Here is a 25,065-nt window from a genome sequence, read left to right as displayed (position 1 = left end):
TAGCTGTATTTGTTGAGCGCCCGCAAGCGGAAGCAAATCGGCGCTGTCGGCGGGAAGTATATCAACCGAAGCCCAGCAGGGCGGCAGCGCCCAGCGCGAGGAAGACCAGGGCCGAGACCACGTGCACGGTGCGGATCGGCACCCGCCGCGTGATCCGGTCGCCGAACCACACGACGGGCACGTTGGCCAGCATCATGCCCAGCGTGGTGCCCACCACCACCGACGCCCACGCGTTGAAGCGCGCGGCCAGGACCACGGTGGCCACCTGCGTCTTGTCGCCCATCTCGGCGAGGAAAAACGCCACGAGGGTGGTGGCGAAAACGCCCAGGCCGGGTCGCGCGGCCGCGACATCGCCTTCGTCCAGCTTGTCCGGGATCAGCATCCAGGCGGCCATGGCGATGAAGGAGGCGCCGACGATCCAGCGCAGGACGTCCGGACCGAGCAGGCTCGTGACCCAGGCACCCACGGCGCCGGCCAGCGCGTGGTTGGCCAGCGTGGCGGCGAGGATGCCCAGGACGATCGGCCAGGGCTTGCGGAACTTGGCGGCCAGGACCAGCGAGAGCAGTTGGGTCTTGTCGCCCATTTCGGCCAGGGCGACCAGGCCGGTGGAGATCAGGAAGGCTTCCATGCGAAGCGCGCGAGGGTACCCCATCCGCCGCGGCGCCTGCGGGCGACGCGGCCGGCCCCTGCCCGGGGGCCGGGCCGCATCGCTCATCACGGAGCGGCCCGCGCACGGATCAGCATCGCTGCACGCGGGCGGCGGCCGCAACACGCTGTCAAGAAATCCGCTGGCCGACCGGGACGAATCCCCTTGCGTTCCCCTCGGCTATCTGCTCCATAATGCCCTGACGTGGTTCTTGCGAGGGCCACGCGGTCTGCGGTGAAAAGGTCTTCTGCTTCGCGCTCGGTTGATAGCGTCTTCGGGACTCCATCGCTCTGGTCAATGTTCTTCTAGGAGTCCCTCTCAAATGGGCAACAAACTTTATGTGGGCAACCTGCCCTATTCGGTGCGCGACAGCGACCTCGAGCAGGCGTTCAGCCAGTTCGGTGGCGTCACCAGCGCCAAGGTGATGATGGAGCGCGACACCGGCCGCTCGAAAGGCTTCGGTTTCGTCGAGATGGCCAGTGACGCCGAGGCGCAGGCCGCCATCAGCGGCATGAACGGCCAGCCGCTGGGCGGCCGCAGCGTCGTCGTCAACGAAGCCCGTCCGATGGAGCAGCGCCCCCGCGGCTACGGCGGCGGTGGTGGCGGCAGCGGCGGCGGCGGTTACGGCGGCGGCGGTGGTGGCTATGGCGGCGGTGGCGGCGGCTACGGCGGCGGCGGTGGTGGCCGCAGTGGCGGTGGCGGCGGCTACGGCGGTGGTGGCGGTGGCCGCAGCGGTGGTGGTGGTGGCGGCGGCGACGGCGGTTTCCGCAGCCCGTACGGCTCCGGCCCGCGCGGCGGCAACCGCGGCGGCGGTGGCGGCGGCAGTTACTGATCCACAAAGCCGGCCGGCGGGCGCCACACCAGAGCCGCCCACCGCCGAGCTTCAAGGCAAGGGCTCCTTCGGGAGCCCTTTCTCATGGCCGCTGCGCTTTCACGCGGCCAGCGCCGCCCCGAGGTTGCGCAGCATCGCGCCGCCGTCGCCCTTCCAGGCGCTGCCGTGCATGCAGGCCAGCACCTTGGGCTCCAGACGCGCGAGCTTCTCGATCAGCGCCGGCGCGTGGCGGCTGTGCGAGAAGTAGTCGTCCTGCCGCCGGAACGCCTCGCTCGGGCCCAGGATGTCGTGCGTGACCAGCGGCTCGTCACCCGTGCCCGGTTGCGTGAACAGGTCGCCGCAGAACAGCGTGCCGGTGGTGCGGTCGTAGAAGTAGCCGCACTCCCAGCCGTGTGGAAGGTGCGGCGTGGCCTGCCACACCAGTTGGTGCCGGCCGAGGTCGAGCACCTGGCCGTCTTCCACCACCAGGGGCGGAACGTCCACCAGATCGTTGATGTCCACCATGGCGCCGACACGGCCGCAGACCGGCTGCGCATCCGGCGCGAGCGCCAGCAATTCGGCCAGCGCGCCGCACTCGTCGGCCTCCACATGCGAGAAGGCGATGTAGCGCAGGCGCTCGACCGGAAGCACTTTCTCGATCTGCTCGCGCACCAGCCCGAACAGCTTCTTCGGCCCGGTGTGGAACAGCAGGGGGCGCTCGTCGACCACCAGGTACTGGTTGAACGAGAACCCGCCGGGGAACAGCTCGGGAGGCATGGCGATGCTGATGCGCCAGGTGTCGGGCGCGATCGGGTGGACGGAGGCGCGGGGCGTGGTCATGTGTGCTACTTCCGGTTCGGACGCGGGGCGGGCGCGGCCGGCTGCGGTCCGGTGACAGCCAGCAGCAGGTGGGTGATGTGGCGCCGTGCCGCGGCGCGCGGGAGGCCGTGCTGGCGAACGAGCGCGTGCCAGATCTCGAAATCGAGCAGGGCCTGCCATTGGGCGGCCATCTCGTCGAGCCCCGCCGCGCCGGGCAGGTGCCGCTGCAGAACCTGGCGGCAAAAGCCGGTGAACTCCACGCGCTGCTGGGCCAGGATGCGCGACAGCGACTCGATCTGCCGCGCTTCGCCCCAGGCCATCCAGGGCTCGAAGAAGGCATTGCGCTGATCGCACGCTTGCGCCAGCGCCTGCGAGGCGGCAGGCAGGTCTTCGCAGGCCAGGATGCGTTCGACCGGCAACGGCGGCGCGAATTGGGCGGCGTGACCGGTGCAGGCCGGGATCAGCGCGTCGAAATCCGGGAAATGCTTGTAGACCGTGGGCAGCGAGACGCCTGCGGCCTCGGCGATCTCGGCCCAGCTGGTCCGCAGCGCGCCCTTCTCGGCATGCAGCTGCGCGGCGGCGGCGGCGATGCGCGCCTTCAGTTCGGCCTGCTGTTGCAGCCGGGTTTCGTTGTTGTAGGCGCGTGGGGGCACGGGGCGGGTTTGTCTGGATTTGAATTTACTTTAATTCAAATGAAAACGAATGCAAGCGCGACAGGCCAGCAGCCCGCCGCGGCCTCAGTGACCCTGCCGACGCTTGCGCGGCCGCCCTGCGAGCAGCCGGTCGAACAACCCGTTGGGCAGCAGCCGCAGCAGGTTGGTGACGACTGCCATCTGCCAGGGAATGACGCGGTAGCTCGTGCCGCGCTCGATGGTGCGGAACGCGCGATCCGCGAAATCCTCCGCGCGCATCAGGAAAGGCATCGAGTAGCGGTTCTGCCGCGTGAGCGGCGTGTCGATGTAGCCCGGGCTGATCGTCACGACCTTCACGCCGACCCCCCGGAGTTCGCCGCGCAGGCTTTCGCAATAGCTGATCACCGCCGCCTTGCTCGCGCAATACGCGCCGTGCCCCGGCAGGCCGCGGATGCCGGCCACGCTGGCGATGCCCACCAGCGTGCCCGACCGGCGCGCGGTCATCGGCGCGATGAAGGGATGGAACGTCGCCGCGAGCCCGATGTTATTGGTGGCATAGGTCCGCGCGATCACGTCCAGGTCCTCGCGGATCGCGGTGTCCACGCCGATGCTGATGCCCGCATTGGCGATCACGACGTCGGGGACGCCCTGGCTCTCGAGACATCGACGCCCGGCGGCCACGATGCTGTCGGTGTGGGCGACGTCCGCGCCGTACACGGCGTAGCGCGCCGGATCCAGCCGCTGCTCCGCGGCCCAGGCCTGGATCTCGCTGGTGCGGCGCGCCGTCAGCGCAACGTCCCATCCCGCGTCGTAGTAGCGCCGGGCCAGTGCCTGCCCGATCCCGCTGGAAGCTCCCGTGATGAAGACGAGCCGGCGCCGCATGCGGCTAGGGTTGCGCCTTGGGCGGCATCAGGGTGCCGCGGACCCGGCCGCGCAGATCCATCACCCGGTCGAGGTTGTCGTAGTCGAGCTGCTCCGCGGTGAACCGGTCGTTGCCCCGGATCAGCGTCACGGGCTTGTGCGAGCGCACCTTCTCGGTGTTGAGGAAGGCGTGCAGGAACTCGCCCTGGAACTCCATGCGCGGCGTGTCGGTGCCCGGCGGCGGCGTGCGCGTGACGACGGCGTCGCCGATCAGCTGGACCTCGGAGCCGTCGCCGTTGCTGATCGCCCGCCGCGCGGTGGCCACCGTGAGCGCGCCGCCCTCGTCGTACGACAGGATCCGGGGCCGGTCGATCTCCAGCGTGTCGGTGTCGGGATAGTGGCGCGCCTCGGTGCCGAACACCTCGCTCTTGAGGCGGCCGTTCGGCTCGAAGGTCTTCACCGAGAAGTTGCGCATGAAGTAGTCCGGCTCGTGGCTCAGGGGCCCACGCTTCTCGCCCCCGCCCAGCAGCGCCGGCGTATTGCTCGCCAGCCAGTAGGTGCCCAGCGCCATCAGGCCCATCAGCATGACGGGCAGGTAGATCGCGATGCGGTCCCAGGTGTGGCGCAGCCAGCGCCAGGCCCGGCCCAGGGGCAGGGCGGCCGTGCTCACCCGTAGCGCTCCAGCAATTGCGAGTAGCGGCCCGAAGCCACCAGCAGCAGGTCGCAGAACTCGCGCGCGGCGCCGTGTCCCCCCGAGGCTTTGGTGACGTACGCAGCCGCCGCCTTGACCTCCACGTGCGCGTTGGCGGGCGCGGCCGCGAAGCCGCATCGGCGCAGCACGGGCAGATCGGGCCAGTCGTCGCCGATGGCGGCGGCCTGCGCCCAGTCGATGCCCAGCGCCGCCAGCGTGTTCTGCGCGGCCGGCCCCTTGTCCTCCGTGCCGTAGTGAACGTTCGTCACGCCCAGCGCGGCCAGGCGGGCGCGCAGCGGCTGCGAGTCGCGCCCCGTGATCACCACCGGCGTGATGCCCGCCTGCTGCAGCAGCTTGAGCCCGAGCCCGTCGAGGATGTGGAAGCGCTTGAGCATCTCGCCTTCGGCCGACAGGTACAGCCCGCCGTCGGTGAGCACGCCGTCGACATCGAAGAAGGCGACGCGGATGCCCTGCGCGGCGAGCAGCAGTTCGGGCGGGAAATTCAGGACGGGATGCGCGGGCACCTAGATTACCTTCGCGCGCATCAGGTCGTTGCTGTTGACCACCCCGCACAGCAGGCCTTGATCGTCGACCACGAGCACGCTGGTGATGCGGTGTTCTTCCATCAGCTCGGCCGCCTCGACGGCCAAGGCGTCGCGACGGATCGTGCGAGGGCTGCGGTGCATCACTTCATGGGCCTTGACGGCGCGCAGGTCCGCGCCCTTCTCGATCAGGCGGCGCAGGTCGCCGTCGGTGAAGATGCCTTGCGGTCGGCCGTCGTCACCGACGATCGCCGAGGCGCCGAGGCCCTTGGTGCTCATCTCCCGCATCAGATCCGGGAAGGCGGTGTTCGGCCCCACACGCGGCACGCCGGCCCCGGTGCGCATGATGTCGCTGACGTGCGTCAGCAGCTTGCGCCCGAGCGAGCCGCCCGGGTGCGAGCGCGCGAAGTCCTCGGTGCGGAAGCCCCGCGCGTCCAGCAGCGCCACGGCGAGCGCATCGCCCAGCGCCAATTGCGCGGTGGTGCTGGCAGTGGGCGCCAGTTGCAGCGGGCAGGCCTCCTTCTCGACGCCACTGTCCAGCAGGATGTCGGCGTGCTGGGCCAGCGTGGATTTCGCGTTGCCCGTGATCGCCACCAGCGTGACGCCCAGGCGCTTGATCACCGGCAGCAGGCTGACGACCTCATCGACCTCGCCGCTGTTGGAGATCGCCAGCACCAGATCGATCGACTTGATCATGCCCAGGTCACCGTGACTGGCCTCGGCCGGGTGCACGAACATCGCCGGCGTGCCGGTGGAGGCCAGCGTGGCCGCGACCTTGCGGCCGATGTGGCCGCTCTTGCCCATGCCCATCACGACCACGCGGCCGCGAACCTGCAGCATCGCCTGCACGGCGCGCACGAACGCGTCTCCGGTGCGGGCCTTCAGCCCAAGCACGGCGGCGGCTTCGATGTCGAAGGTTTCCCGGGCGAGGCGCAGCGCCTGGGCGGGGTCGAACGCGGGTGCGGGACCTGTGGCCATAACGGTCGATTCTAGGTGTCCAGTTAGCATCGGCTCATGTCCACGCTCGATCTGACGCTGGTGTATCTGCTGGCCGCCGTGCTCGGTGTGGTGGCCTGCCGCTCGCTCAAGCTTCCGCCGATGCTGGGCTACCTGGTGGCCGGCGTGCTGATCGGGCCCAACGCGCTCGCGCTGGGCGAGAACTCGGGGGCGGTGCGCTACCTCGGCGAGTTCGGCGTGGTGTTCCTGATGTTCGTCATCGGGCTCGAATTCAACCTGCACAAGCTGCGCGCCATGCGCGGCCACGTGTTCGGGCTCGGGCTGTTCCAGGTGGTGCTGACGGTCGCGATCGGCACCGTGGGCAGCCTGGTGCTGTCCACGGTCGCTCCCCAGTCCTGGCGCATGAGCTGGCAGACCGCGCTCGTCCTCTCCAGCGCGCTGGCCATGAGCAGCACCGCCATCGTGGTCAAGCTGATGGCCGACCGCCTGGAGCTCGAGTCCGAGCACGGCAAGCGGGTGATGGGCGTGCTGCTGTTCCAGGATTTGGCGGTCGTGCCGATGCTGGTGCTGATCCCGGCGCTGGGCAGCAAGCCCGAGACGCTGTTGCCGGCGCTGGGCGTCGCCACGTTGAAGGCCATCGCGCTGATCGCGCTGCTGCTGGTCGGCGGCCAATGGCTGATGCGCTGGTGGCTCACGCTCGTCGCGCGCCGCAAGAGCGAGGAGCTGTTCGTCCTCAACCTGCTGCTGATCACGCTGGGCCTGGCCTGGCTCACCGAGCACGCGGGCCTGTCGCTTGCGCTGGGCGCGTTCATCGCCGGCATGCTGATCTCGGAGACGGAATACAAGCACCAGGTGGAGACCGACATCCGGCCGTTCCACGACGTGCTGCTGGGCCTGTTCTTCATCAGCATCGGGATGATGCTGGACTGGCGCCTGGTGGGCGAGCGCTGGACCGTGGTGCTGGTGCTGCTGGTCGTGCCGGTGCTGTTCAAGCTCGCGCTGGTGGCCGCGCTGGCGTGGCAGTTCGGCGCCACGGCGGGGGTTTCGCTGCGCACCGGCCTGTACCTCGCGCAGGCCGGCGAGTTCGGCTTCGTGCTGCTGACGCTGGCCAACCTCAACCAGCTGGTGCCGCCGGCGATGCTCAACCCGATCCTGGCCAGCATGGTGCTGTCGATGCTGGCCACGCCTTTCATCGTGATGTACAGCAACCGGCTGGTGATGAAGCTGGTGGCCAGCGAATGGCTGCAGCAGTCGCTGCAGATGACGACCATCGCGCGCCGGTCCATCAACGCCAACCGCCACGTGATCATCTGCGGCTACGGCCGCAGCGGCCAGAACCTCGCGCGCGTGCTGGAGCAGGAGCACATCCCCTACATGGCCCTGGACCTGGATCCCGACCGCGTGCGCCAGGCGGCCGCTGCGGGCGATTCGGTGGTGTTTGGCGACGCCGTGCGGCTGCAATCACTCATCGCCGCGGGCCTGGCGCGGGCCAGCGCGGTCGTCGTGACCTACCTCGACGTCGCCGCCGCCCTGAAGGTGCTGTCCAACGTGCGGGCCCACGCGCCGCAGGTGCCGGTGATCGTGCGCACGCAGGACGACCACGACCTGGAAAAACTGCAGACCGCCGGCGCCACCGAAGTCGTGCCGGAGGCCCTGGAAGGCTCGCTGATGCTGGCCAGCCATGCGCTGGCCCTGGTGGGCGTGCCGATGCGTCGCGTCATCCGCATCGTGCAGGACCAGCGCGACGCCCGCTACAACCTGCTGCGCGGCTACTTCCACGGCGCCGACGACGACACGGTGGACGAGCTGGAGCAGGAGCGACTGTCCACGCTCACGCTCCCCGTGGGCGCACGCGCGATCGGCCGGCACCTGGGCCATTTCGCGCTGCATGCGTTGGGCGTGCGGGTGGTGAGCCTGCGCCGCGCGGACGGCAAAGTGGCATCGATCGATCAGGATCCGCCGCTGGCCGGCGGCGACACGCTCGTGCTGTCGGGGCGGCCGGAGAACCTGGCCGTCGCCGAACAGAAGTTGCTGGCGGGCTAGCGCAGGTCGCCGTGCTGCGAGTTGCTCAGGGAGCGCAGCAGGTGTTCGGGCGACGCGGTCTCGGTGTCCTCGAATCCCGTGAGCAGCGTGTAGCTCTGCGGGCCCTGCACGGCATCGCCTTCGAAGGAGCGGACGCGCGGGCGCTTCGTACCCTGGGCCAGCGCCTGCTTGAAGGCCGCGACTTCATCGGCGAGGAGCGGGTCGGGCGCGGAAACGGGCGCTGTCGCAGGCGCGGCGGCGGCGACAGCAGCAGCAGGCGCAGCAAGCGGCTGTGCAGCCGGTGTCGAGCGCGATGCCTGCGGCGCAGTCGGAGCGGCGACGCGCGGGGTGGCCGCCGAGGGCGCCTCGCGCCAGTACACCGACTTCACCACGATGTCGTGCCGCGCCTTCGCGTTCTGGGCCATCGCCACCTCGATGCGGGCCAGGTCAGCGGTGCTGCCGCCCGGCGAGCCGGCCAGGTCCACCATCACCAGGAACTGACGGCCGCGGCCGTCGAGCGACAGCACCTTGAACCGATAGCTCGAAGACAGCACGCCGGCATTCACCATCGTGTCGCGCACCACCCCGTAGAGCTTTTCGCGCCGCGCGTTGCGCTCGTCCCTGCGGCTGGTGGCCGTCGCCGCAGGACGTGCGGCATCGCGCGCTGACGAGCCTGGCGCAGCCGGTTCGGCTGGGGCAGGCTCGCGCGAGAACCAACGCAGCAGGGACATCAGGCAACCTTTCCGTGCACCGCCGGCACGGGGCAGTGCCTCGGCAGTTTAGCCAGAGGCCATCGCGGCCGTCGTTGTGCGGACGACACGCGGTTACCGAAGGGGAGGGAACGGTCGGCACCGCGTTGGCTATTTGCCGATGCAGAAGCTGGAAAAAATCACTCCGAGCAAGTCGTCCGCGCTGAATTCGCCGGTGATCTCGTTCAGCGCGTTCTGCGCGAGGCGAAGTTCTTCGGCGAGCAGGTCGAGCGCCGGCGCTTCTCCCGCCAGGTGCGCGCCGGCTTCGATCAAATGCCCATCGACGCGCCGCAGCGCCTGCAGGTGCCGCTCGCGCGCGATGTAGACGCCTTCGGCAGCGGCCTGCCAGCCGGCCAGTTCGAGCAGGCGGCGGCGCAGTGGCTGCAGGCCGTCGCCGGTCTTGGCGGAAAGACGCAGCCCCTCCGGCGGGACCGTCGCATCGACGGCTGCATCGGCCTTGTTCCACAGCTGCAGCACCGGCACCGATTCGGGCACCTGCTGGTGGAGTTGCCGCAGCAGGTCCTGGTCGGCCTGGCGGTAAGCCGCATCGGCAGCGCGCGTCAGATCGTGCAGGAACAGCACGGCATCCGCCTGCACGATCTGGCCCCAGGCCCGCTCGATCCCGATGCGTTCCACCACGTCCTGGCTCTCGCGCAGCCCCGCCGTGTCGATCACGTGCACCGGCACGCCCTCGATCTGGATGGTCTGGCTGACGACGTCGCGGGTCGTTCCCGGGATGGGCGTGACGATGGCGAGTTCGGCGCCCGCAAGCGCGTTGAGCAGCGAACTCTTGCCGGCGTTCGGTTGCCCGGCGATCACCACCTTGATGCCTTCGCGCAGCAGCGCGCCCTGGCGCGCCCGCCGCAGCACGGCCGCGAGCGATTCCTGCAGGCGCGTGAGCTGGCCTTGCGCATCGGCTTGGCGGAGGAAGTCGATCTCCTCCTCGGGGAAGTCGAGCGTCGCCTCCACCAACATGCGCAGGTGCACGAGCGCATCGCGCAGCTGGTGCACTTCGCGCGAGAACTCGCCGGCCAGCGAGCGGCTGGCGCTGCGCGCGGCCGCCTCGGTGCTGGCGTCGATCAGGTCGGCGACGGCTTCTGCCTGCGCCAGGTCGATCTTGTCGTTGAGGAAGGCGCGGCGGGTGAACTCGCCGGGTTGCGCCACCCGCAGCCCCATCGCCGCGCCTGCTTCGAGGCAGCGCGCCAGCAGCAGCTGCAGCACGACCGGGCCGCCGTGCGCCTGCAGTTCGAGCACGTCCTCGCCGGTGTAGGAGTGCGGCGAAGGGAAGTGGAGGGCGAGTCCCTGGTCGATCGGGGAGCCGTCAGCAGCGAGGAACGGCAGGTAGGTCGCCTCGCGGGGCTTGAGCGGTCGGCCGCATACCGCGTCGATGACCGGCTGCACGGTCTTGCCCGAAACGCGCACGATGCCCACGGCGCCACGGCCGGGGGCAGTGGCGATGGCGGCGATGGGCTGGTCGTGGCCGGCGAACATGCAGCGATTCTCGCGTTTCGACTGTCATTCCCGCGAAGGCGGGAATCCAGGGCTTCCAAAAAGAAAGGCCGCTCGCGCGGCCCCTCCACTGGGTTCCCGCCGGAGCGGGGGTCGGCGATCAGGTCGCCTTCTTCCCGAACTTCGGCAGGTTGAACTCCGGCGGCACGCCCATACGCGTGTTGATCAGCCACTGCTGCGCGATCGACAGCACGTTGTTGGTGATCCAGTACAGCACCAGGCCGGCCGGGAAGAAGAAGAACATCACCGAGAACGCCAGCGGCATGTACCACATCATCTTGGCCTGCATCGGGTCCGGCGGCACCGGGTTCAGCGCCGTCTGCAGCAGCGTGGTGAGCGTCATCACCACCGGCAGGATGAAGAACGGGTCGGGCGACGACAGGTCGCGGATCCAGCCGATCCAGGGCGCGTTGCGCATCTCCACGCTGGCCAGCAGCACCCAGTAGAGCGCGATGAACACCGGGATCTGGACCATGATGGGGAAGCACCCGCCCAGCGGATTGACCTTCTCCTCGCGGTAGATGCGCATCATCTCCTGCTGCATCTGCTGCGGGTTGTCCTTGTAGCGCTCGCGCATCTGCATCACGCGGGGGTTGATGGCCTTCATCTTGGCCATGCTCTCGTAGCCCTTGGCCTGCAGCCAGTAGAACGCGATCTTGATCACCAGCACCAGGGCCATGATCGACCAGCCCCAGTTGCCGATGAACGAGTGCAGCTTGTCCAGCAGCCAGTACAGCGGCTTGGCCAGGATGGTGAGCCAGCCGTAGTCCTTCACCAGGTCCAGCCCCGGCGCGACGGCCTCGAGCATCTTCTCGGCCTGCGGGCCGGCGAAGAACTTCGCGTCGACGGCCTTGGTGGCGCCCGGGGCCACCGAGTCCAGCGGAGCGATCATGCCGGCGGCATACAGGTTGTTGTCAACCTTGCGCATGAACAGCTCTCGGCGCAGGCCGTCAGGCAGGATCCACGCGCTGGCGAAGTAGTGCTGCACCATGGCCACGTAGCCGGTGGTCGACTCCTTCTGGATGTCGACCTTGTTCTTCTCGATGTCGCTGAAGTCCACCTTCTGGAACTTCTGCTCCTCGGTATAGGCGGCCGGGCCGGTGAAGGTGGAATAGAAGGACGACTCATTGGGCAGCGGGTTGCCGTCGCGCACCAGCTGCATGTAGAGCTGAGGCGCGACCGGCGCGCCGCCCGTGTTGATCGTCTCATGCCGCACCGCGATGTCGTACTGGCCGCGCTTGAGGGTGTAGGCCTTCACCAGCTTCACGCCGTTCTTCTCGGGCGACTCGAAGCGGACCGTGAGCCCGTCGGCGCCGGGCTTGAGCTCGCGCTCGCCGCTGACGGACATCACCGTCTTGTGGTTGGGGAAGTCGCCGCCGATCAGGCCGGACTGGGCCACGTACACGCGCTGCGGCGATTCCTCCAGCAGCACGAAGGTGCTGGTGCCCTTCTCGGTGGTGGAGTCGGCGCTGACCTTGAGGAACTCGGTGCGCACGATCGAGCCGCCTTCGCTGTCGAAGGTGACGCGCAGCAGGTCGGTGGTGACCGTGAAGCGTTCGCGAGGCGTGGCCGCAGGCGAGGTCGCCGCTGCGCCGCTGGGCGGCACACCCGGAGCGGCGGCCGCCGGCGCGGGGGTGGGCACAGCCGAAGGCACGCTGGCGGGACCTTTGGGCGCCGGGGCCGTCGCCGTGGACTTGGCCGACTGCGGGAAGAAGGTGGCCTGGCGGCCGTTGTGCACCTGCCACTGGTCCCACAGCAGGACCAGGGAGAAACCGAAGACCACCCAGAGGATGGTGCGGCGAATGTCGTTCATGAAGTCTTCTTCTGCGAAGGCGAGGGGAACAGTCGGCGGAACAGGACGGGCGGCTCGTGTGGCACTTCATCGATGCCGCCGTCGCACCAGGGATGGCAGCGGGCGATGCGCGCCGCGGCCAGGTAGCTGCCGGCGGCGGCGCCGTGCCGCTCGAGCGCCTGCAGCGCGTAGGCCGAGCAGGTGGGCGTGAAGCGGCAGGACGAGCCGAGCCACGGCGACAGCAGCAGCCGGTAGCCGCGCACCAGCGCGATGAGGCCGCCGCGGATCATGGCCGGGCCTCGGCGAACAGCCGCTGCAGCTCGGCCCGGACGGCCTGCTTCAGTTGCGGCGAAGTGGCGCTGCGAAACTGTGCCTTGTCGAAGCCGGCGCGCAGCCGCACCACGTGAACGGCGGCGGGCAGGCGGGCTTCGAAATCCTGGCTCACGGTGTAGATCTGGCGCTTGATGGCGTTGCGGGTGACGGCGCGGCGGGCCCAGCGCTTGGGAACGATGGCGCCCACCCACGGTTCCCCTTGAACAGCAAACAGGGCCTGGGATCGCTGGGATCCAGGCCCTGGGGAGGAACCTTGTTCGCCGGGAGACTGCAATCCGGCGCGGTGCAGCGCGAAGTGCTCGGTGCGGGAGACGGTGGCGCCGCCGGCCATCACGGCCTCGAATTGCGCCCGGGTCTTGAGCCGCTGCACTTGGCTGGGCGCTAGGGCCGGCTCAGCCCCGCTGGGGGCTTCAGACCGACAGGCGCTTGCGGCCCTTGGCACGGCGCGCGTTGATCACGGCGCGGCCGCCGCGGGTCTTCATGCGGACCAGGAAGCCGTGGGTGCGGGCGCGGCGCACTTTGGAGGGTTGGTAGGTGCGTTTCATGGTGTTCTGCTCGTGCGGAGAAAAGCCGACGATTATCTGCCAAACCGCCTGCCCCGGCAAGAAAAGGGGCTGCCGTGAAGCCCCGGCGTGCAGCTCGGCAATAGCGAAAACCCCATGTGGATAACGTCTTCATAAACTAGAATGGGCCGTTTCCGCGCACGACAACTATCCACAGAGGCGGCAAACCGAGATGAGCGAGGGGTATGGCAACAGCCTGGCGGCAGGCGCGTCCGTGAGCGGGGGAGACGGCCTGTGGCAGGCATGCGTCGACCAGCTGGCGCAGGAACTGCCCGAGCAGCAGTTCAACACCTGGATCAAGCCCCTCGTGGCCCGGGTCACCGATGATTTTTCGAAGGTCACGTTGTTCGTGGCCAACCGCTTCAAGCTCGACTGGGTACGGGCCCAGTACGCCGGCCGCATCGCGTCCACGCTGGAGAAGCTTTACGGCCAGCCGGTGCAGCTTGAGTTAGCGCTCGCTCAGCGCGAAAGCCCGGCCAAGCCTTACATCGCACCCGCAGCGCCGGAGATTCCACCGGCGCCGGAAACGCCGGACCTGGTGGAGGACAACTCCCCGGGCCAGTTCAAGAACCGCCTCAACACCGCGCTGACGTTCGACACCCTGGTGGAGGGAACGGCCAACCGCATGGCCCGGGCCGCCGCGATGCATGTGGCGGGCACGCCGGGCCAGCTCTACAACCCGCTGTTCATCTATGGCGGCGTCGGCCTGGGCAAGACCCACCTGGTCCACGCGGTGGGCAACAAGCTGCTGGCGGACCGGCCGTCGTCGAAAGTTCTCTACATCCACGCGGAACAATTCGTCTCCGATGTGGTTAAGGCGTACCAGCGGAAGACCTTCGAGGAGTTCAAGGACAAGTACCACTCGCTGGACCTCCTGCTCATCGACGACGTCCAGTTCTTCGCCAACAAGGACCGCACCCAGGAGGAGTTCTTCAACGCCTTCGAGGCGCTGCTGGCCAAGAAAAGCCACATCGTGATGACGTCGGACACCTATCCCAAGGGCCTGGCCGACATCCACGAACGCCTGATCTCCCGCTTCGACTCCGGCCTGACGGTGGCCATCGAGCCGCCCGAGCTGGAGATGCGCGTGGCCATCCTGATCAACAAGGCCCGCGCGGAGAACGCCGAGATGCCGGAGGAGGTGGCCTTCTTCGTCGCCAAGAACGTGCGCTCCAACGTGCGCGAGCTCGAAGGTGCGCTGCGCAAGATCCTGGCCTACAGCCGCTTCAACCAGAAGGAGATCTCCATCCAGCTGGCCCGCGAGGCGCTGCGCGACCTGCTGTCCATCCAGAACCGGCAGATCAGCGTGGAGAACATCCAGAAGACGGTGGCCGACTACTACAAGATCAAGGTCGCCGACATGTACTCCAAGAAGCGGCCCGCCTCGATCGCCCGCCCGCGCCAGATCGCCATGTACCTGGCCAAGGAACTCACCCAGAAAAGCCTGCCCGAGATCGGCGAGCTCTTTGGCGGCCGCGACCACACGACGGTGCTGCACGCGGTGCGCAAGATCGCCCAGGAGCGCCAGAACGTGACCGAGTTGAACCAGCAGCTGCACGTGCTGGAACAGACGCTGAAGGGATGACCGTGAGCCGAAAGAACAACCCTGTGGAGCGTTCCGGCACAACCCGCCGGTTGTCCACAGAAGCGGCCGGCGGGCCCAAGTTGTCCCTGTTGCGGAAGCAGTCCGGAAGCACCCCCGCCCACACCCTTCCAAGCTCAGCAAGTGCCTGATGAAAAAGGGGAAAATGCGCCTTGTCCACAGAGCGGGCCGTCCCTTATCTAACTACTACTACCTTTAAACAAAGAAATTAAGAGAGAGGAGAGAGGCTGAATCATGATCGTCCTGAAGGCCACCCAAGACAAAGTGCTCTCGGTGCTGCAGTCCGTTGCCGGCATCGTGGAGCGCCGCCACACGCTGCCGATCCTGGCCAACGTGTTGATCCGCAAGACGGGCGGCCAGGTGCAGCTGACGACGAGTGACCTCGAGATCCAGATCCGCACCACGGCGGAGATGGACGGCGACGCCGGCAACTTCACCACCACGGTGGGTGCCCGCAAGCTGATCGACATCCTGCGCACCATGCCGGCCGACCAGACCGTCAGCCTGGAATCCAGCCAGAACAAGCTGCTGCTCAAGGGCGGCAAGAGCCGCTTCACGCTGCAGACGCTGCCCGCGGAGGACTTCCCGCTGGTGCAGGAGGCGGCGAGCTTCGGCCCGAAGTTCAGCGTGCCGCAGAAGACGCTGAAGGACCTGCTGGCGCAGGTGTCGTTCGCGATGGCGGTGCACGACATCCGCTACTACCTCAACGGCATCCTGTTCGTCGCCGAGGGCAAGCAGCTGTCACTGGTGGCCACCGACGGCCACCGCCTGGCCTTCGCCAGTGCCACGCTGGACGTCGAAGTTCCGCGGCAGGAGGTAATCCTGCCCCGCAAGACCGTGCTGGAGATGCAGCGCCTGCTGTCGGACGCCGAAGGCGCAATCGAGATGCAGTTCGCCGCCAACCAGGCCAAGTTCTCCTTCGGTGGCATGGAATTCGTCACCAAGCTGGTCGAGGGCAAGTTCCCCGACTACAACCGCGTCATCCCCAAGAACCACAAGAACCAGGTGACGCTGGGCCGCGCGCCGCTGCTGGCCAGCCTGCAGCGCACGGCCATCCTGACCAGCGAGAAGTTCAAGGGCGTGCGCCTGAACCTGGAGCCCGGCACCCTGCGCGTGGCCAGCAACAACGCCGAGCAGGAAGAGGCGATCGACGAACTGGACATCGACTACGGCGGCGACGCCATCGAGATCGGCTTCAACGTCACCTACCTGATCGACGCGCTGGCCAACATGGACCAGGAGATGGTGAAGATGGAGCTGGCCGATTCCAACAGCTCGGCCCTGATCACCAACCCCGAAGACGCGAACTTCAAGTACGTCGTGATGCCGATGCGCATCTGACCCGGGCCCCCCCGACATCCGACCAACCCGCCCGAGAGGGCGGGTTTGGTCCTTCAAGAGATCGTAGAAAAAGCGCTGTATGTCCGATACGAACCCCCCGACCCCCGGCGGCGAACCCACGCCGAACCGCATCGACACCAACCAGCCGGGTGCCTCCGACGGCTACGGCGCCAGCTCCATCCAGATCCTGGAAGGCCTGGAGGCGGTGCGCAAGCGACCGGGCATGTACATCGGCGACACGTCCGACGGCACCGGCCTGCACCACCTGGTGTTCGAGGTGGTGGACAACTCCATCGACGAGGCCCTGGCCGGCCACTGCGACGACATCGTCGTGACCATCCACACCGACAACTCCATCAGCGTGGTGGACAACGGCCGCGGCATCCCCACCGGCATCAAGTGGGACGACAAGCACGAGCCCAAGCGCTCGGCCGCCGAGATCGCGCTGACCGAGCTGCACGCCGGCGGCAAGTTCAACCAGAACAGCTACAAGGTCTCGGGCGGCCTCCACGGCGTGGGCGTGAGCTGCGTGAACGCGCTGTCCGTCATGCTGCGCCTGACGGTTCGGCGTGACGGCAAGGTCCACACGCTGGAGTTCAGCAAGGGCTTCGTGGTGCAAAGCGGCGAAGTGGCGGAGCAGACCGGCCCCGGCGGCCAGCGCGCGGTGGTGCGGCCGATGCAGATCCTGGGCGACACCGACAAGCGCGGCACCGAGGTGCACTTCCTGCCCGATGCGGAGATCTTCAAGGAGAACAGCGACTTCCACTACGAGATCCTGTCCAAGCGGCTGCGCGAGCTCTCCTTCCTGAACAACGGCGTCAACATCAAGCTGGTCGACGAGCGTTCGGGCAAGAGCGACGACTTCTCCGGCACCGGCGGCGTGAAGGGCTTCGTCGACTTCATCAACAAGGGCAAGCAGGTCCTGCACCCCAACGCCTTCCACTCGGTGGGCGAGAAGAACAGCGACCAGGGCACCACCATCGGCGTGGAAGTGGCCATGCAGTGGAACAGCGGCTACAACGAGCAGGTCCTGTGCTTCACCAACAACATCCCGCAGCGTGACGGCGGCACCCACCTCACCGGCCTGCGCGCGGCGATGACGCGTGTCATCAACAAGTACATCGAAGAGAACGAGCTGGCCAAGAAGGCCAAGGTGGAGATCACCGGCGACGACATGCGCGAAGGCCTCACCTGCGTACTGAGCGTGAAGGTGCCCGAGCCCAAGTTCTCCAGCCAGACCAAGGACAAGCTGGTCTCCAGCGAAGTGCGCGGCCCCGTCGAGGACGTGGTGGCCAGCAAGCTCTCCGACTACCTGCAGGAGAGGCCCAACGACGCCAGGACGATCGTCGGCAAGATCATCGAAGCCGCGCGCGCCCGGGAAGCCGCACGCAAGGCCCGCGAGATGACGCGCCGCAAGGGCGTGCTCGACGGCATGGGCCTGCCCGGCAAGCTGGCCGACTGCCAGGAGAAAGACCCGGCCCTGTGCGAGATCTACATCGTGGAGGGCGACTCGGCCGGCGGCAGCGCCAAGCAGGGCCGCGACCGGAAGTTCCAGGCCATCCTGCCGCTGCGCGGCAAGATCCTGAACGTGGAAAAAGCGCGCTACGAGAAGCTGCTGACCAGCAACGAAATCCTGACGCTGATCACCGCGCTGGGCACCGGCATCGGCAAGGCCGGCAGCGCCAACGGCGGCGCAGCCAACGGCAAGAGCGACTCCGACGACTTCAACGTGGCCAAGCTGCGCTACCACCGCATCATCATCATGACGGACGCGGACGTGGACGGCGCCCACATCCGCACGCTGCTGCTCACGTTCTTCTACCGCCAGATGCCCGAGTTGGTGGAGCGCGGCCACATCTACATCGCGCAGCCGCCGCTGTACAAGGTCAAGGCCGGCAAGGAGGAGCTGTACCTCAAGGACGGGACCGAGCTCGATGGCTTCCTGCTGCGCATCGCGCTCAACGGCGCGAGCGTCAACACCGGCGGCGACAACCCGACCACGATCACCGGCGACACGCTGGCCGAACTGGCGCGCAAGCACCAGGTGGCCGAGCAGGTGATCAACCGCCTGGCCAACTTCATGGACGCCGAAGCGCTACGCGCCATCGCCGACGGCGTGCGCCTGAACCTGGACACCGTGCCCGAAGCCGAGGCCAGCGCCATCGCCCTGCAGGCCAAGCTGCAGGAGATCGACCGCGCCACCAACGCAGCCCCTGCCGAAGTGGCCGGCGAATTCGACGCCCGCACCGACAAGCCCATCCTGCGCATCAGCCGCCGCCACCACGGCAACGTGAAGTCCAGCGTGATCACGCAGGACTTCGTCCACGGCGCCGACTACAAGGCCCTGGCCGAAGCCGCCGACACCTTCCGCGGCCTGCTGCACGACGGCGCCAGGGTGATCCGCGGCGAAGGCGAGCGAGCCAGGGAAGAAAAAGCCGGCGACTTCCGCCAGGCCATGCGCTGGCTCATTTCGGAAGCCGAGCGTTCCACCTCGCGCCAGCGCTACAAGGGGCTGGGCGAGATGAATCCCGAGCAGTTGTGGGAGACCACCATGGACCCGAATGTCCGGCGCCTGTTGAGGGTGCAGATCGAGGATGCGATCGAGGCGGACAAGGTGTTCACGATGCTGATGGGGGATGAGGTGGAGCCGCGGAGGGACTTCATTGAGAGCAATGCGTTGAGGGCGGCGAATATTGACGTTTGACTGAAAGGAGGCGAGCTTGTTCGTGTTGTGGACAAGCGTTGCCTGACCGCACACAAGAACCTAACGGGCAGCACGGGGCGAGCTTCACATCGGCGCTTGTCACCCGCGCGTGATGCTCACGTCTAGCGTTGGTTCGGCAGTTCTTCAGCTTTGCCGTGCTGTTCACTGATGCCACGTTATCGTCCTTCAGAGCCCACAGGCTCCTCCCTCTTCTCCGCCTTCCTCCCCCTACTCCCCCTCATGGCAGCCGTCTTCACCGGCTTCTTCGCCATGGGCATGGCGCTTCCCGTCGTCCCGCGCCATGTGCACGACACGCTGGGGCAGGGCACGGTCATGGTCGGCATCGTCATGGGGGCGCAATTCGTTGCGTCCATCGTGGCGGGCCGGCAGTGGTCGGGGAACGTAACGGACGTACGCGGGCCAAAGGCCGCGGCGCCGCTCGGCTTGCTGGGGGTGTGCTGCGTGGGCGCGACGTACTTACTCTCGCTGGGCTTCGTCGATGACCGGCCCTCTGTCTCCCTCGGCATTCTGATCGCCGCCCGCCTGCTCACCGGAATCGCGGAGCCGTTCATCATCACGGCCGCCCTGGCCTGGGGTGTCGCGCGGCTGGGGCCGGAGCATGCGGGCAAGGTGATCGGCTGGATTGGCATGGCGCTGTTCGGCGCGTATGCGGCCGGCGCGCCGGCAGGCGGGTGGGCGTATGCGCGCTTCGGCTTTGCAGGCATCGCGTGGGCGACGGTGCTGGTGCCGCTGCTCGCGCTGGCGGTCGCGCTTCCCATTCGCGGCGTGGCGCCGATGCGGGCCGAGCGCAAGCCGTTCCACCAGGTGGTCGGCTTGGTCAAGCTGCCGGGCCTGGCGCTGACGCTCTCGTCCTTCGGCTATGCGGTGATCCACGCGTTCGTCGCGCTGCTGTGGGTGGAGCGGGGGTGGGGCAGTGCCTCGCTGGCGTTCACCAGCCTTGGCGGGGGCTTCATCGTGGCGCGGCTGCTGGTGGGGCACTTGCCGGACCAGCTCGGTGGCGCGCGTGTCGGCGCATGGTGCGTGGCGGTGGAGGCGGTGGGGCTGCTGCTGATCTGGGGCGCGCCGACCGAGGTGCTGGCCTGCGTCGGCGCGGCGCTGACGGGCGGGGGCTACGCGCTGGCCTTTCAGGGCTTCGGCGTCGAAGCGGTGCGACGCACGCCACCCCAAAGCCGAGGGGCGGCGATGAGCGGGTACGTGGTGTTCCAGGACCTCTCGATGGCGGCTTCCGGTCCGCTGGGCGGATGGCTCGCGCTGCATGCGGGCCTTGCGTCGGTGTACCTGGCCGGCGCGCTGGGAGCGCTGGTCTCGATGGCGCTGGCGATCTGGATGGTGCGGCGGTAAGCCATTGACGGTGCCGTCGATTGAAGACGGCTACCAGGCTCCACCGCGCCGGAGCACAATCCGCTGCGCAACTTCATGAGGTAGATCGATGCTGATCCTGCTGCTTGGCCTGGTCCTGTTCCTCGGCGCGCATTCCACGCGCATCGTCGCCGAGGGCTGGCGGCAAAGAACGATCGGCACCAAAGGCGACAAGGCCTACAAGGGCCTGTACTCGGTCGTCTCCATCATCGGCTTCATCCTCATCATCTGGGGCTACGGCCTCGCCCGGCAGAACCCGGTGCAGCTGTGGACGCCGCCGCGCGGCATGAACCACCTGGCCGCGCTGCTGATGCTGTTCTCCTTCGTACTGCTCGTCGCGACCTACGTGCCGCGCAACGCGATCAAGGCGAAGCTGCACCACCCGATGGTGCTGAGCGTGAAGGTCTGGGCCTTCGCGCACCTGCTGTCCAACGGCACGCTGGCCGACGTGGTGCTGTTCGGCGCGTTCCTGGTGTGGGCGGTGTTCAGCTTCCGCGCGGCGCGGCGGCGCGATCGGGCGGGGAATGTGCAGTACGCGGCGGAGACGGGGAAGGGGACAGCGATTGCTGTCGTGGTCGGGGTGGTGGCGTACGCGGTGTTCGCCGCGTATCTGCACGGGATGTTGATTGGGGTGAGGCCGTTTGGGGTCTGAGGGAGAGAGGCGCCCTCACCGAAAAGCCCTCACCCCGGCCCTCTCCCGCGAGCGGGAGAGGGAGGAAAGCGGGGAAAGCAACGATTTAGCGCGAGACCACCGTCTCCACCGCCGCCGTCGCGCGGCCATCCTGCTGGTCGCCGTCTCCGCGCTCGTCGCCGCGCTGCTGTCCATGCTGCCCGCGCCCGGTGATCGCCTGCAGTTCATCGATGCGCCGTGACGCATCGGCCTTGCTCAGGTTCTCGTCGAACGGCTGCTTCGCTTCCTCGCACAGGGTCTTGAGGTAGGACCGCTGCGCGCCGGTCATCGGCTCGTCGCCGGTGACCCAGTCCTTCGGGTCCTTTTCCATGTTGCTTTGCTCGGCCATGGATTGGGTTCGCTTGTCCGTCATGGCATGCACTCCTGTACTGTCGATAACCACAGTGTCCGCCGCTCCGCGCCCGGATGCTGTAGGCCTGTTTCGACAATTCGCCCGCGGCTGGGGCTGTTGCGAGCGCTTGCAGCGCGTCACACGCCAGTACGCGGCCCCGCCCTCGTCCGACACGTGGCGCGAAACCCGGCTCCCAGAATCGTTCGCGAAAGACAAGAACGGAGAACTTCCATGGACGAAACCAGGGCGCCGCGGCCCCTGGCCGTGGTGACCGGCGCTTCCTCGGGCATCGGCTACCACCTGGCCATGCTCGCGGCACAGCACGGCTACGACCTCGTGGTGGCGGCGGACCGGCCGCTCGAGCAGGCCGTCGCGGACTTCAAGAGCGCCGGCGCGCAGGAGGTGCACGCGGTGCAGGCCGAGCTGGCCAGCCGCCAGGGCGTGGACGACTTGATCAACGAGCTGCAGGGCCGCGAGGTCGATGCGCTGATGGCCAACGCGGGCCACGGTCTGGGCGGCCGCTTCCTGGACCAGGACTTCCACGCGATCCAGCACGTGATCGACACCAACGTCACGGGCACGATCTACCTGATCCAGCAGGTGGCGCGCGGCATGGTGGCGCGCGGACGCGGACGCATCCTGGTCACCGGCTCGATCGCGGGGTTCCAGCCGGGGAGCTTCCACGCCGTCTACAACGGCAGCAAGGCCTTCATCGACTCGTTCACGCAAGCGCTTCGCAACGAGCTGAAGGACACCAACGTCTCGGTGAGCCTGCTGATGCCCGGGCCGACCGACACGGAGTTCTTCGAGCGCGCCGACCTGCTGGAGACGAAGGTGGGCGCCGACATGAAGAAGGACGATCCGGCGATGGTCGCGCGCGTGGGCTTCGACGCGATGCTCAAGGGCGAGGCCGACGTCGTGGCCGGCTGGAAGTCCAGGCTTCAGGTGCTGGCGGCCAAGGTGCTGCCGGCGCAGGCCGTGGCCGAGACGCACCGCAAGCTGGCCGAACCCGGCAAGGCCAGGCACAACCATCCCGAGCGCGAAGAGGTCCATCCGATCGGCGCGGGCAAGGGCAAGGACAGCAAGGAAGGAAAGCGATGATGAGCAAGAAGCAAGAGTTCCTGCAGAAGGAACAGAGCCGCGACAAGCACCCAGAGAAGATGATGAAGGGCAGCGCCGCCGAGCAGGGCGCCAGGGCGATGAAGGGCCAGGCCAAGGGGAACCCCGCGGACCACCAGCAGCCGGGCAGCGGCAAGGTGGTGAACGACCACAACAAGCTCGGCGACAAGGAAGCGACGCAGGTCAACGAAGGCCAGCGCACGCCCGAGAGCCGCCACGACCGCGAGAACCTGGCCGGCTCGCACAACCAGGTGACGGCCCGCAAGGGCGGTGGCGGCGCGGGGCGCACGCCGCGCGGCGGGGGCTAGCTTCCCGCCTGCAGGCGCTCAGCCCTTGAGCGCCTGCTCCAGGTTGGCGAGGATCGTCGTCCAGCCCTGTTCCATGCGCTCGAGCATCCCGAGCGTCTCGTCGTCGGCGATGCCGAGGTCGTGGCGCAGCGTGAGCTCGCAGCCGTCGCCCTGCGGTTCGATGTCGATGATCACGGCCGTCTCGTGCGACTGGAACTGCGGCAGCCCGAAGCGGAAGGCGATGCGGCGCGGCCGGTCCAGCTGCAGGAAGCGGCCCGTGTGTTCCACCTCGATGTGGCTCTCCGGGTCCGCCTCCGTCGGACGCCGGTCGACGATGGTGAAGCGGCCGTTCACCCCCGGCTCGATGTCGCAGCGGACGATCTCGCCGCTAGGCGGCGTGGCGAACCAGAACCGCCGCGCGAGGTGCGGATCCAGCCAGGCGTCGTAGACCGCCTCGGCCGTGCAGGCGAAGGCGCGTTGCACGCGAACGATGGTGGAAGTGACCATCGGGCCGTTATCGCGCCGGGTGCGCGTGGGGTCAAGACGGCGAGGTTCGCCGCAGAATGTAGGGCCGGGGACGATCGGCCATGCAGGCCGAACGAGGGCTATTGACCGCTGGGGCGGAGGCGTCCTACAGCGGCTCGCGCGCTTGACGGCTGACGCGGTCGCGTTCGAGGCACGACACTGCGGGGGCAGCAGGTCTGCCTGCCGCAGGAGCCGATCATGAGAAGGATGCAACCCACCGCATGGTTCTGGATCATCGCGGCCGCCATCGTGGCCGTGGCGCTGTTCACGGTCGGCAATGTGTATGGGCAAAGCGCCGGCTCGTCGGCTGCGTTCCAGGGACGGCCCGCGATGGCGGGTGCGCAATCGGGCCTGGGCGTCATGTCGGGCCCGCCGCAGGGCGGACTGGGCCCGCAGAGCCCCGAAGATCCCGGCTCCGGCTTCGGCGCGCGCCGCCAGGCGGACGTGAACTCAGGTGCTCCCGTCACCGGCCCGGTGATCCCTCGTGAGCCCGGCCCGATCCCGCGCGATCCCGGCCTGGACCGCGCGGTCGGCGACGGCGAGCTTCGGCCTCAACGCGACCGCGGTGACGTGATCAAGCGCGACCGCGACGACCACGGCGTCCAGCAACAGGGCGAGAGCGCCGGCAAGGCCAAGCGCGCCGGCAAGCGGTCGATCGAGCGCGCGCGCCGTGGCGTGAGCGGCGTCGACAGCTGATCAGAGCACCTTCTTCGCCTTCTTCAGGTCCGCGACGAAGGCGTCGAACGCGGCTTCCCTTTCGTCCGGCAGTACGCGCAGCAGCGCCGAAGGGTGCAGGGTGATCAGCACCTTGCGGCCATCGGCGCGCTCGAGCCATTTGCCTCGCTCGGCGGTCACCGACACTGCATGGCCCATCAGCGAGCGCGCCGCCGTGGCGCCGAGCGCGACCAGCGCCTTCGGCTGAACCAGCGCGATCTCGTCTTCCAGCCAGTGCAGGCAGGCGGCGGCTTCGCGCTGAGTCGGACTCTTGTGGATGCGCCGCTTGCCGCGCAACTCGAACTTGAAATGCTTGACCGCATTCGAGACGAACACGATGTCGCGCGGGATGCCCAGCGCTTCGAGTGCGCGGTCCAGCAGCTTGCCGGCGGGGCCGACGAACGGATGGCCCTGCAGGTCTTCCTGGTCGCCCGGCTGCTCGCCCACGAACATCAGCGGCGCCTTCAGCCGGCCTTCGCCGACCACCGATTGCGTGGCGAACTCGCCGATCGGGCACTCGCGGCAGCGCATGGTGGCGGCCTTGAGGTGGTCGAGCGAGCCGATGCCGTCACGCGCCAGGGTGTCTTCGGGTTCCACCGCCACCGGGCGCGGGATGCGGCGCTGGGCCGGTTCAGCCGGACGATCGATCATGGCCGCGCTCCTTTCCTGCGCCTGCGACGAGAGCTCGCCGATGCGTTGCGCCTCGGGCAGGTTGTCCCAGTACTTGCGGGGCATCTCCTTTTGCATCTGGCGCAACTTCAGCCGCGCGGGATTGAAGATGCTCTCGTAATAGGTGAGCCAGAGCTCTTCGCCGGCGTCCGCGGCGGGCGCGTCCTGCCGTCGGCCACCCGGCCCGAACTGCAGCTGCCGGCCGTCCCAGCGCACCGAGCGCTCGGGCGTGAGGATGGCCCAGCGCATGTTGGTGAAGCGGCGGGAGAACCAGGGCGCCACGGCTTCCACGATGTGGTGCGAAGGCTCGAACCAGGCCACGTGCAGCATCTCGCCGGGGTGGTCCTCGTCGGGCACCGGGCGGAAGCGCAGGAAGGCCTTCATCTTGTGCATGTCGCGCCGCACCGCCTGCGCCATCTGCTGCGCGTGGATCATGTCCGCGTCGAGCGGGTCGTTGCGCAGCGTGGGCTCGTGCACCAGCCGCCACAGCAGGCGGTAGAGCAACGCGAAGCGCTGCGGATCGCTGTGCAGCACGACGACTTCGCACAGCCGCAGGAAGGAAGCCGGCACGATCGCGGTGGCGGCCTTGGGAATGCTGCGAGAGCGCTGGTCGGAGCCCTGCACGGGATCTGCGAACAGGTCGTCGCCGAGCGTGTGCACCGTCTCCCAATGCACTTCGTGCGGCGGCACCTGGTGCGCGAGCAGCTCGCGCGCTTCATCGCGAAAGCCCGCCAGGTCGATCTCGCTTGCGAGGCGCGGCATGGTGGGCAACTC

The 25,065-nt window shown here is 68.2% G+C and carries 26 protein-coding genes; 10 read left to right on the top strand and 16 right to left on the bottom strand.

Annotation, left to right across the window (positions count from 1 at the left end; all coding sequences use genetic code 11):
• Positions 1-61: 61 nt before the first annotated feature.
• Positions 62-628 carry a TMEM165/GDT1 family protein gene (locus EZ313_RS09240; RefSeq protein ID WP_135262874.1) on the bottom strand — a complete coding sequence of 189 codons (567 nt, stop codon included), beginning with the start codon at positions 626-628 and terminating at the stop codon, positions 62-64.
• A gap of 340 nt (positions 629-968) precedes the next feature.
• Between EZ313_RS09240 and EZ313_RS09235 the strand changes: the two genes are divergently transcribed.
• Positions 969-1,478 carry an RNA recognition motif domain-containing protein gene (locus tag EZ313_RS09235; protein WP_135262873.1) on the top strand — a complete coding sequence of 170 codons (510 nt, stop codon included), beginning with the start codon at positions 969-971 and terminating at the stop codon, positions 1,476-1,478.
• A gap of 99 nt (positions 1,479-1,577) precedes the next feature.
• Here the strand turns inward: EZ313_RS09235 and EZ313_RS09230 are convergent, their stop codons facing one another.
• The 6 genes from EZ313_RS09230 to EZ313_RS09205 form a co-directional block, all read right to left on the bottom strand.
• On the bottom strand, positions 1,578-2,297 hold the full coding sequence (locus tag EZ313_RS09230; RefSeq protein WP_135262872.1) for an oxygen-binding di-iron domain-containing protein: 720 nt from the start codon (positions 2,295-2,297) through the stop codon (positions 1,578-1,580).
• A 5-nt stretch (positions 2,298-2,302) separates the two neighbouring features.
• Positions 2,303-2,929 carry a TetR/AcrR family transcriptional regulator gene (locus EZ313_RS09225; RefSeq protein WP_135262871.1) on the bottom strand — a complete coding sequence of 209 codons (627 nt, stop codon included), beginning with the start codon at positions 2,927-2,929 and terminating at the stop codon, positions 2,303-2,305.
• A gap of 84 nt (positions 2,930-3,013) precedes the next feature.
• Complete coding sequence (locus EZ313_RS09220; RefSeq protein ID WP_135262870.1) at positions 3,014-3,790, bottom strand: SDR family oxidoreductase; 777 nt, start codon at positions 3,788-3,790, stop codon at positions 3,014-3,016.
• 4 nt (positions 3,791-3,794) lie between these two features.
• A complete protein-coding gene (gene lptC, locus EZ313_RS09215; RefSeq protein ID WP_240788574.1) occupies positions 3,795-4,439 on the bottom strand; it encodes an LPS export ABC transporter periplasmic protein LptC in 645 nt (214 codons plus the stop codon).
• A complete protein-coding gene (locus EZ313_RS23445; protein WP_135262868.1) occupies positions 4,436-4,984 on the bottom strand; it encodes a KdsC family phosphatase in 549 nt (182 codons plus the stop codon). The genes lptC and EZ313_RS23445 overlap by 4 nt, the downstream gene beginning before the upstream one ends.
• Positions 4,985-5,980, bottom strand: coding sequence for a KpsF/GutQ family sugar-phosphate isomerase (locus EZ313_RS09205; protein WP_135262867.1), 996 nt, complete (start codon positions 5,978-5,980; stop codon positions 4,985-4,987).
• A 36-nt stretch (positions 5,981-6,016) separates the two neighbouring features.
• Between EZ313_RS09205 and EZ313_RS09200 the strand changes: the two genes are divergently transcribed.
• Positions 6,017-8,002: a monovalent cation:proton antiporter family protein gene (locus EZ313_RS09200; RefSeq protein WP_135262866.1), complete on the top strand. Its 1,986-nt coding sequence runs from the start codon at positions 6,017-6,019 to the stop codon at positions 8,000-8,002.
• Here the strand turns inward: EZ313_RS09200 and EZ313_RS09195 are convergent.
• The 6 genes from EZ313_RS09195 to rpmH form a co-directional block, all read right to left on the bottom strand.
• Positions 7,999-8,712 carry a hypothetical protein gene (locus tag EZ313_RS09195; protein WP_135262865.1) on the bottom strand — a complete coding sequence of 238 codons (714 nt, stop codon included), beginning with the start codon at positions 8,710-8,712 and terminating at the stop codon, positions 7,999-8,001. The two genes, EZ313_RS09200 and EZ313_RS09195, sit on opposite strands and share 4 nt — an antisense overlap.
• A 129-nt stretch (positions 8,713-8,841) precedes the next feature.
• Complete coding sequence (gene mnmE, locus EZ313_RS09190; RefSeq protein ID WP_135262864.1) at positions 8,842-10,221, bottom strand: tRNA uridine-5-carboxymethylaminomethyl(34) synthesis GTPase MnmE; 1,380 nt, start codon at positions 10,219-10,221, stop codon at positions 8,842-8,844.
• A gap of 118 nt (positions 10,222-10,339) precedes the next feature.
• Positions 10,340-12,052: a membrane protein insertase YidC gene (gene yidC / locus EZ313_RS09185; RefSeq protein ID WP_135262863.1), complete on the bottom strand. Its 1,713-nt coding sequence runs from the start codon at positions 12,050-12,052 to the stop codon at positions 10,340-10,342.
• Entirely contained in the window at positions 12,049-12,321 is a 273-nt protein-coding gene (gene yidD, locus EZ313_RS09180) for a membrane protein insertion efficiency factor YidD (protein WP_135262862.1), read from the bottom strand. Before yidD ends, yidC begins: the two co-directional genes overlap by 4 nt.
• Positions 12,318-12,734, bottom strand: coding sequence for a ribonuclease P protein component (locus tag EZ313_RS09175; RefSeq protein WP_135262861.1), 417 nt, complete (start codon positions 12,732-12,734; stop codon positions 12,318-12,320). The genes yidD and EZ313_RS09175 overlap by 4 nt, the downstream gene beginning before the upstream one ends.
• A 40-nt stretch (positions 12,735-12,774) precedes the next feature.
• Entirely contained in the window at positions 12,775-12,909 is a 135-nt protein-coding gene (gene rpmH / locus EZ313_RS09170) for a 50S ribosomal protein L34 (RefSeq protein WP_135262860.1), read from the bottom strand.
• Positions 12,910-13,099: 190 nt separating this feature from the next.
• On the opposite strand from rpmH, the gene dnaA reads away from it, so the two are divergent.
• From dnaA to EZ313_RS09145, 5 genes are all read left to right on the top strand, one after another.
• Entirely contained in the window at positions 13,100-14,512 is a 1,413-nt protein-coding gene (dnaA, locus tag EZ313_RS09165) for a chromosomal replication initiator protein DnaA (protein WP_135262859.1), read from the top strand.
• 252 nt (positions 14,513-14,764) lie between these two features.
• Positions 14,765-15,871, top strand: a complete 1,107-nt coding sequence (gene dnaN, locus EZ313_RS09160; protein ID WP_135262858.1) for a DNA polymerase III subunit beta — start codon at positions 14,765-14,767, stop codon at positions 15,869-15,871.
• Positions 15,872-15,950: 79 nt separating this feature from the next.
• The gene (gyrB, locus tag EZ313_RS09155) at positions 15,951-18,575 is read left to right on the top strand and encodes a DNA topoisomerase (ATP-hydrolyzing) subunit B (protein ID WP_135262857.1); all 2,625 of its coding nucleotides are present in this window, start codon (positions 15,951-15,953) and stop codon (positions 18,573-18,575) included.
• 168 nt (positions 18,576-18,743) lie between these two features.
• Positions 18,744-19,937, top strand: coding sequence for an arabinose transporter (locus EZ313_RS09150; protein ID WP_135262856.1), 1,194 nt, complete (start codon positions 18,744-18,746; stop codon positions 19,935-19,937).
• 88 nt (positions 19,938-20,025) lie between these two features.
• Entirely contained in the window at positions 20,026-20,607 is a 582-nt protein-coding gene (locus EZ313_RS09145) for an NnrU family protein (RefSeq protein ID WP_135262855.1), read from the top strand.
• A gap of 85 nt (positions 20,608-20,692) precedes the next feature.
• Here EZ313_RS09145 and EZ313_RS09140 read toward each other — a convergent pair whose 3' ends face one another.
• Positions 20,693-20,998: a DUF3072 domain-containing protein gene (locus tag EZ313_RS09140; protein WP_135262854.1), complete on the bottom strand. Its 306-nt coding sequence runs from the start codon at positions 20,996-20,998 to the stop codon at positions 20,693-20,695.
• Positions 20,999-21,208: 210 nt separating this feature from the next.
• Between EZ313_RS09140 and EZ313_RS09135 the strand changes: the two genes are divergently transcribed.
• Entirely contained in the window at positions 21,209-22,078 is an 870-nt protein-coding gene (locus EZ313_RS09135) for an SDR family NAD(P)-dependent oxidoreductase (protein WP_135262853.1), read from the top strand.
• Positions 22,078-22,404 (top strand): hypothetical protein, encoded by a 327-nt coding sequence (locus EZ313_RS09130; RefSeq protein WP_338106301.1) that lies wholly within the window; start codon positions 22,078-22,080, stop codon positions 22,402-22,404. Before EZ313_RS09135 ends, EZ313_RS09130 begins: the two co-directional genes overlap by 1 nt.
• A gap of 18 nt (positions 22,405-22,422) precedes the next feature.
• Here EZ313_RS09130 and EZ313_RS09125 read toward each other — a convergent pair whose 3' ends face one another.
• Complete coding sequence (locus EZ313_RS09125) at positions 22,423-22,890, bottom strand: SRPBCC family protein (RefSeq protein ID WP_135262852.1); 468 nt, start codon at positions 22,888-22,890, stop codon at positions 22,423-22,425.
• Between the two features lie 216 nt (positions 22,891-23,106).
• Here EZ313_RS09125 and EZ313_RS09120 point away from each other — a divergent pair, with 216 nt between their 5' ends.
• A complete protein-coding gene (locus EZ313_RS09120) occupies positions 23,107-23,604 on the top strand; it encodes a hypothetical protein (RefSeq protein ID WP_135262851.1) in 498 nt (165 codons plus the stop codon).
• Here the strand turns inward: EZ313_RS09120 and EZ313_RS09115 are convergent, their stop codons facing one another.
• A complete protein-coding gene (locus EZ313_RS09115; RefSeq protein WP_135262850.1) occupies positions 23,605-25,053 on the bottom strand; it encodes a UdgX family uracil-DNA binding protein in 1,449 nt (482 codons plus the stop codon).
• Between the last annotated feature and the right edge of the window lie 12 nt (positions 25,054-25,065).

This window comes from Ramlibacter henchirensis, from assembly GCF_004682015.1.
In the GTDB taxonomy this organism is placed as follows: Bacteria; Pseudomonadota; Gammaproteobacteria; order Burkholderiales; family Burkholderiaceae_C; genus Ramlibacter; species Ramlibacter henchirensis.
The sequence above is the reverse complement of the archived record's forward strand: the minus strand, read 5'-3'. Positions and strand labels throughout refer to the sequence as shown.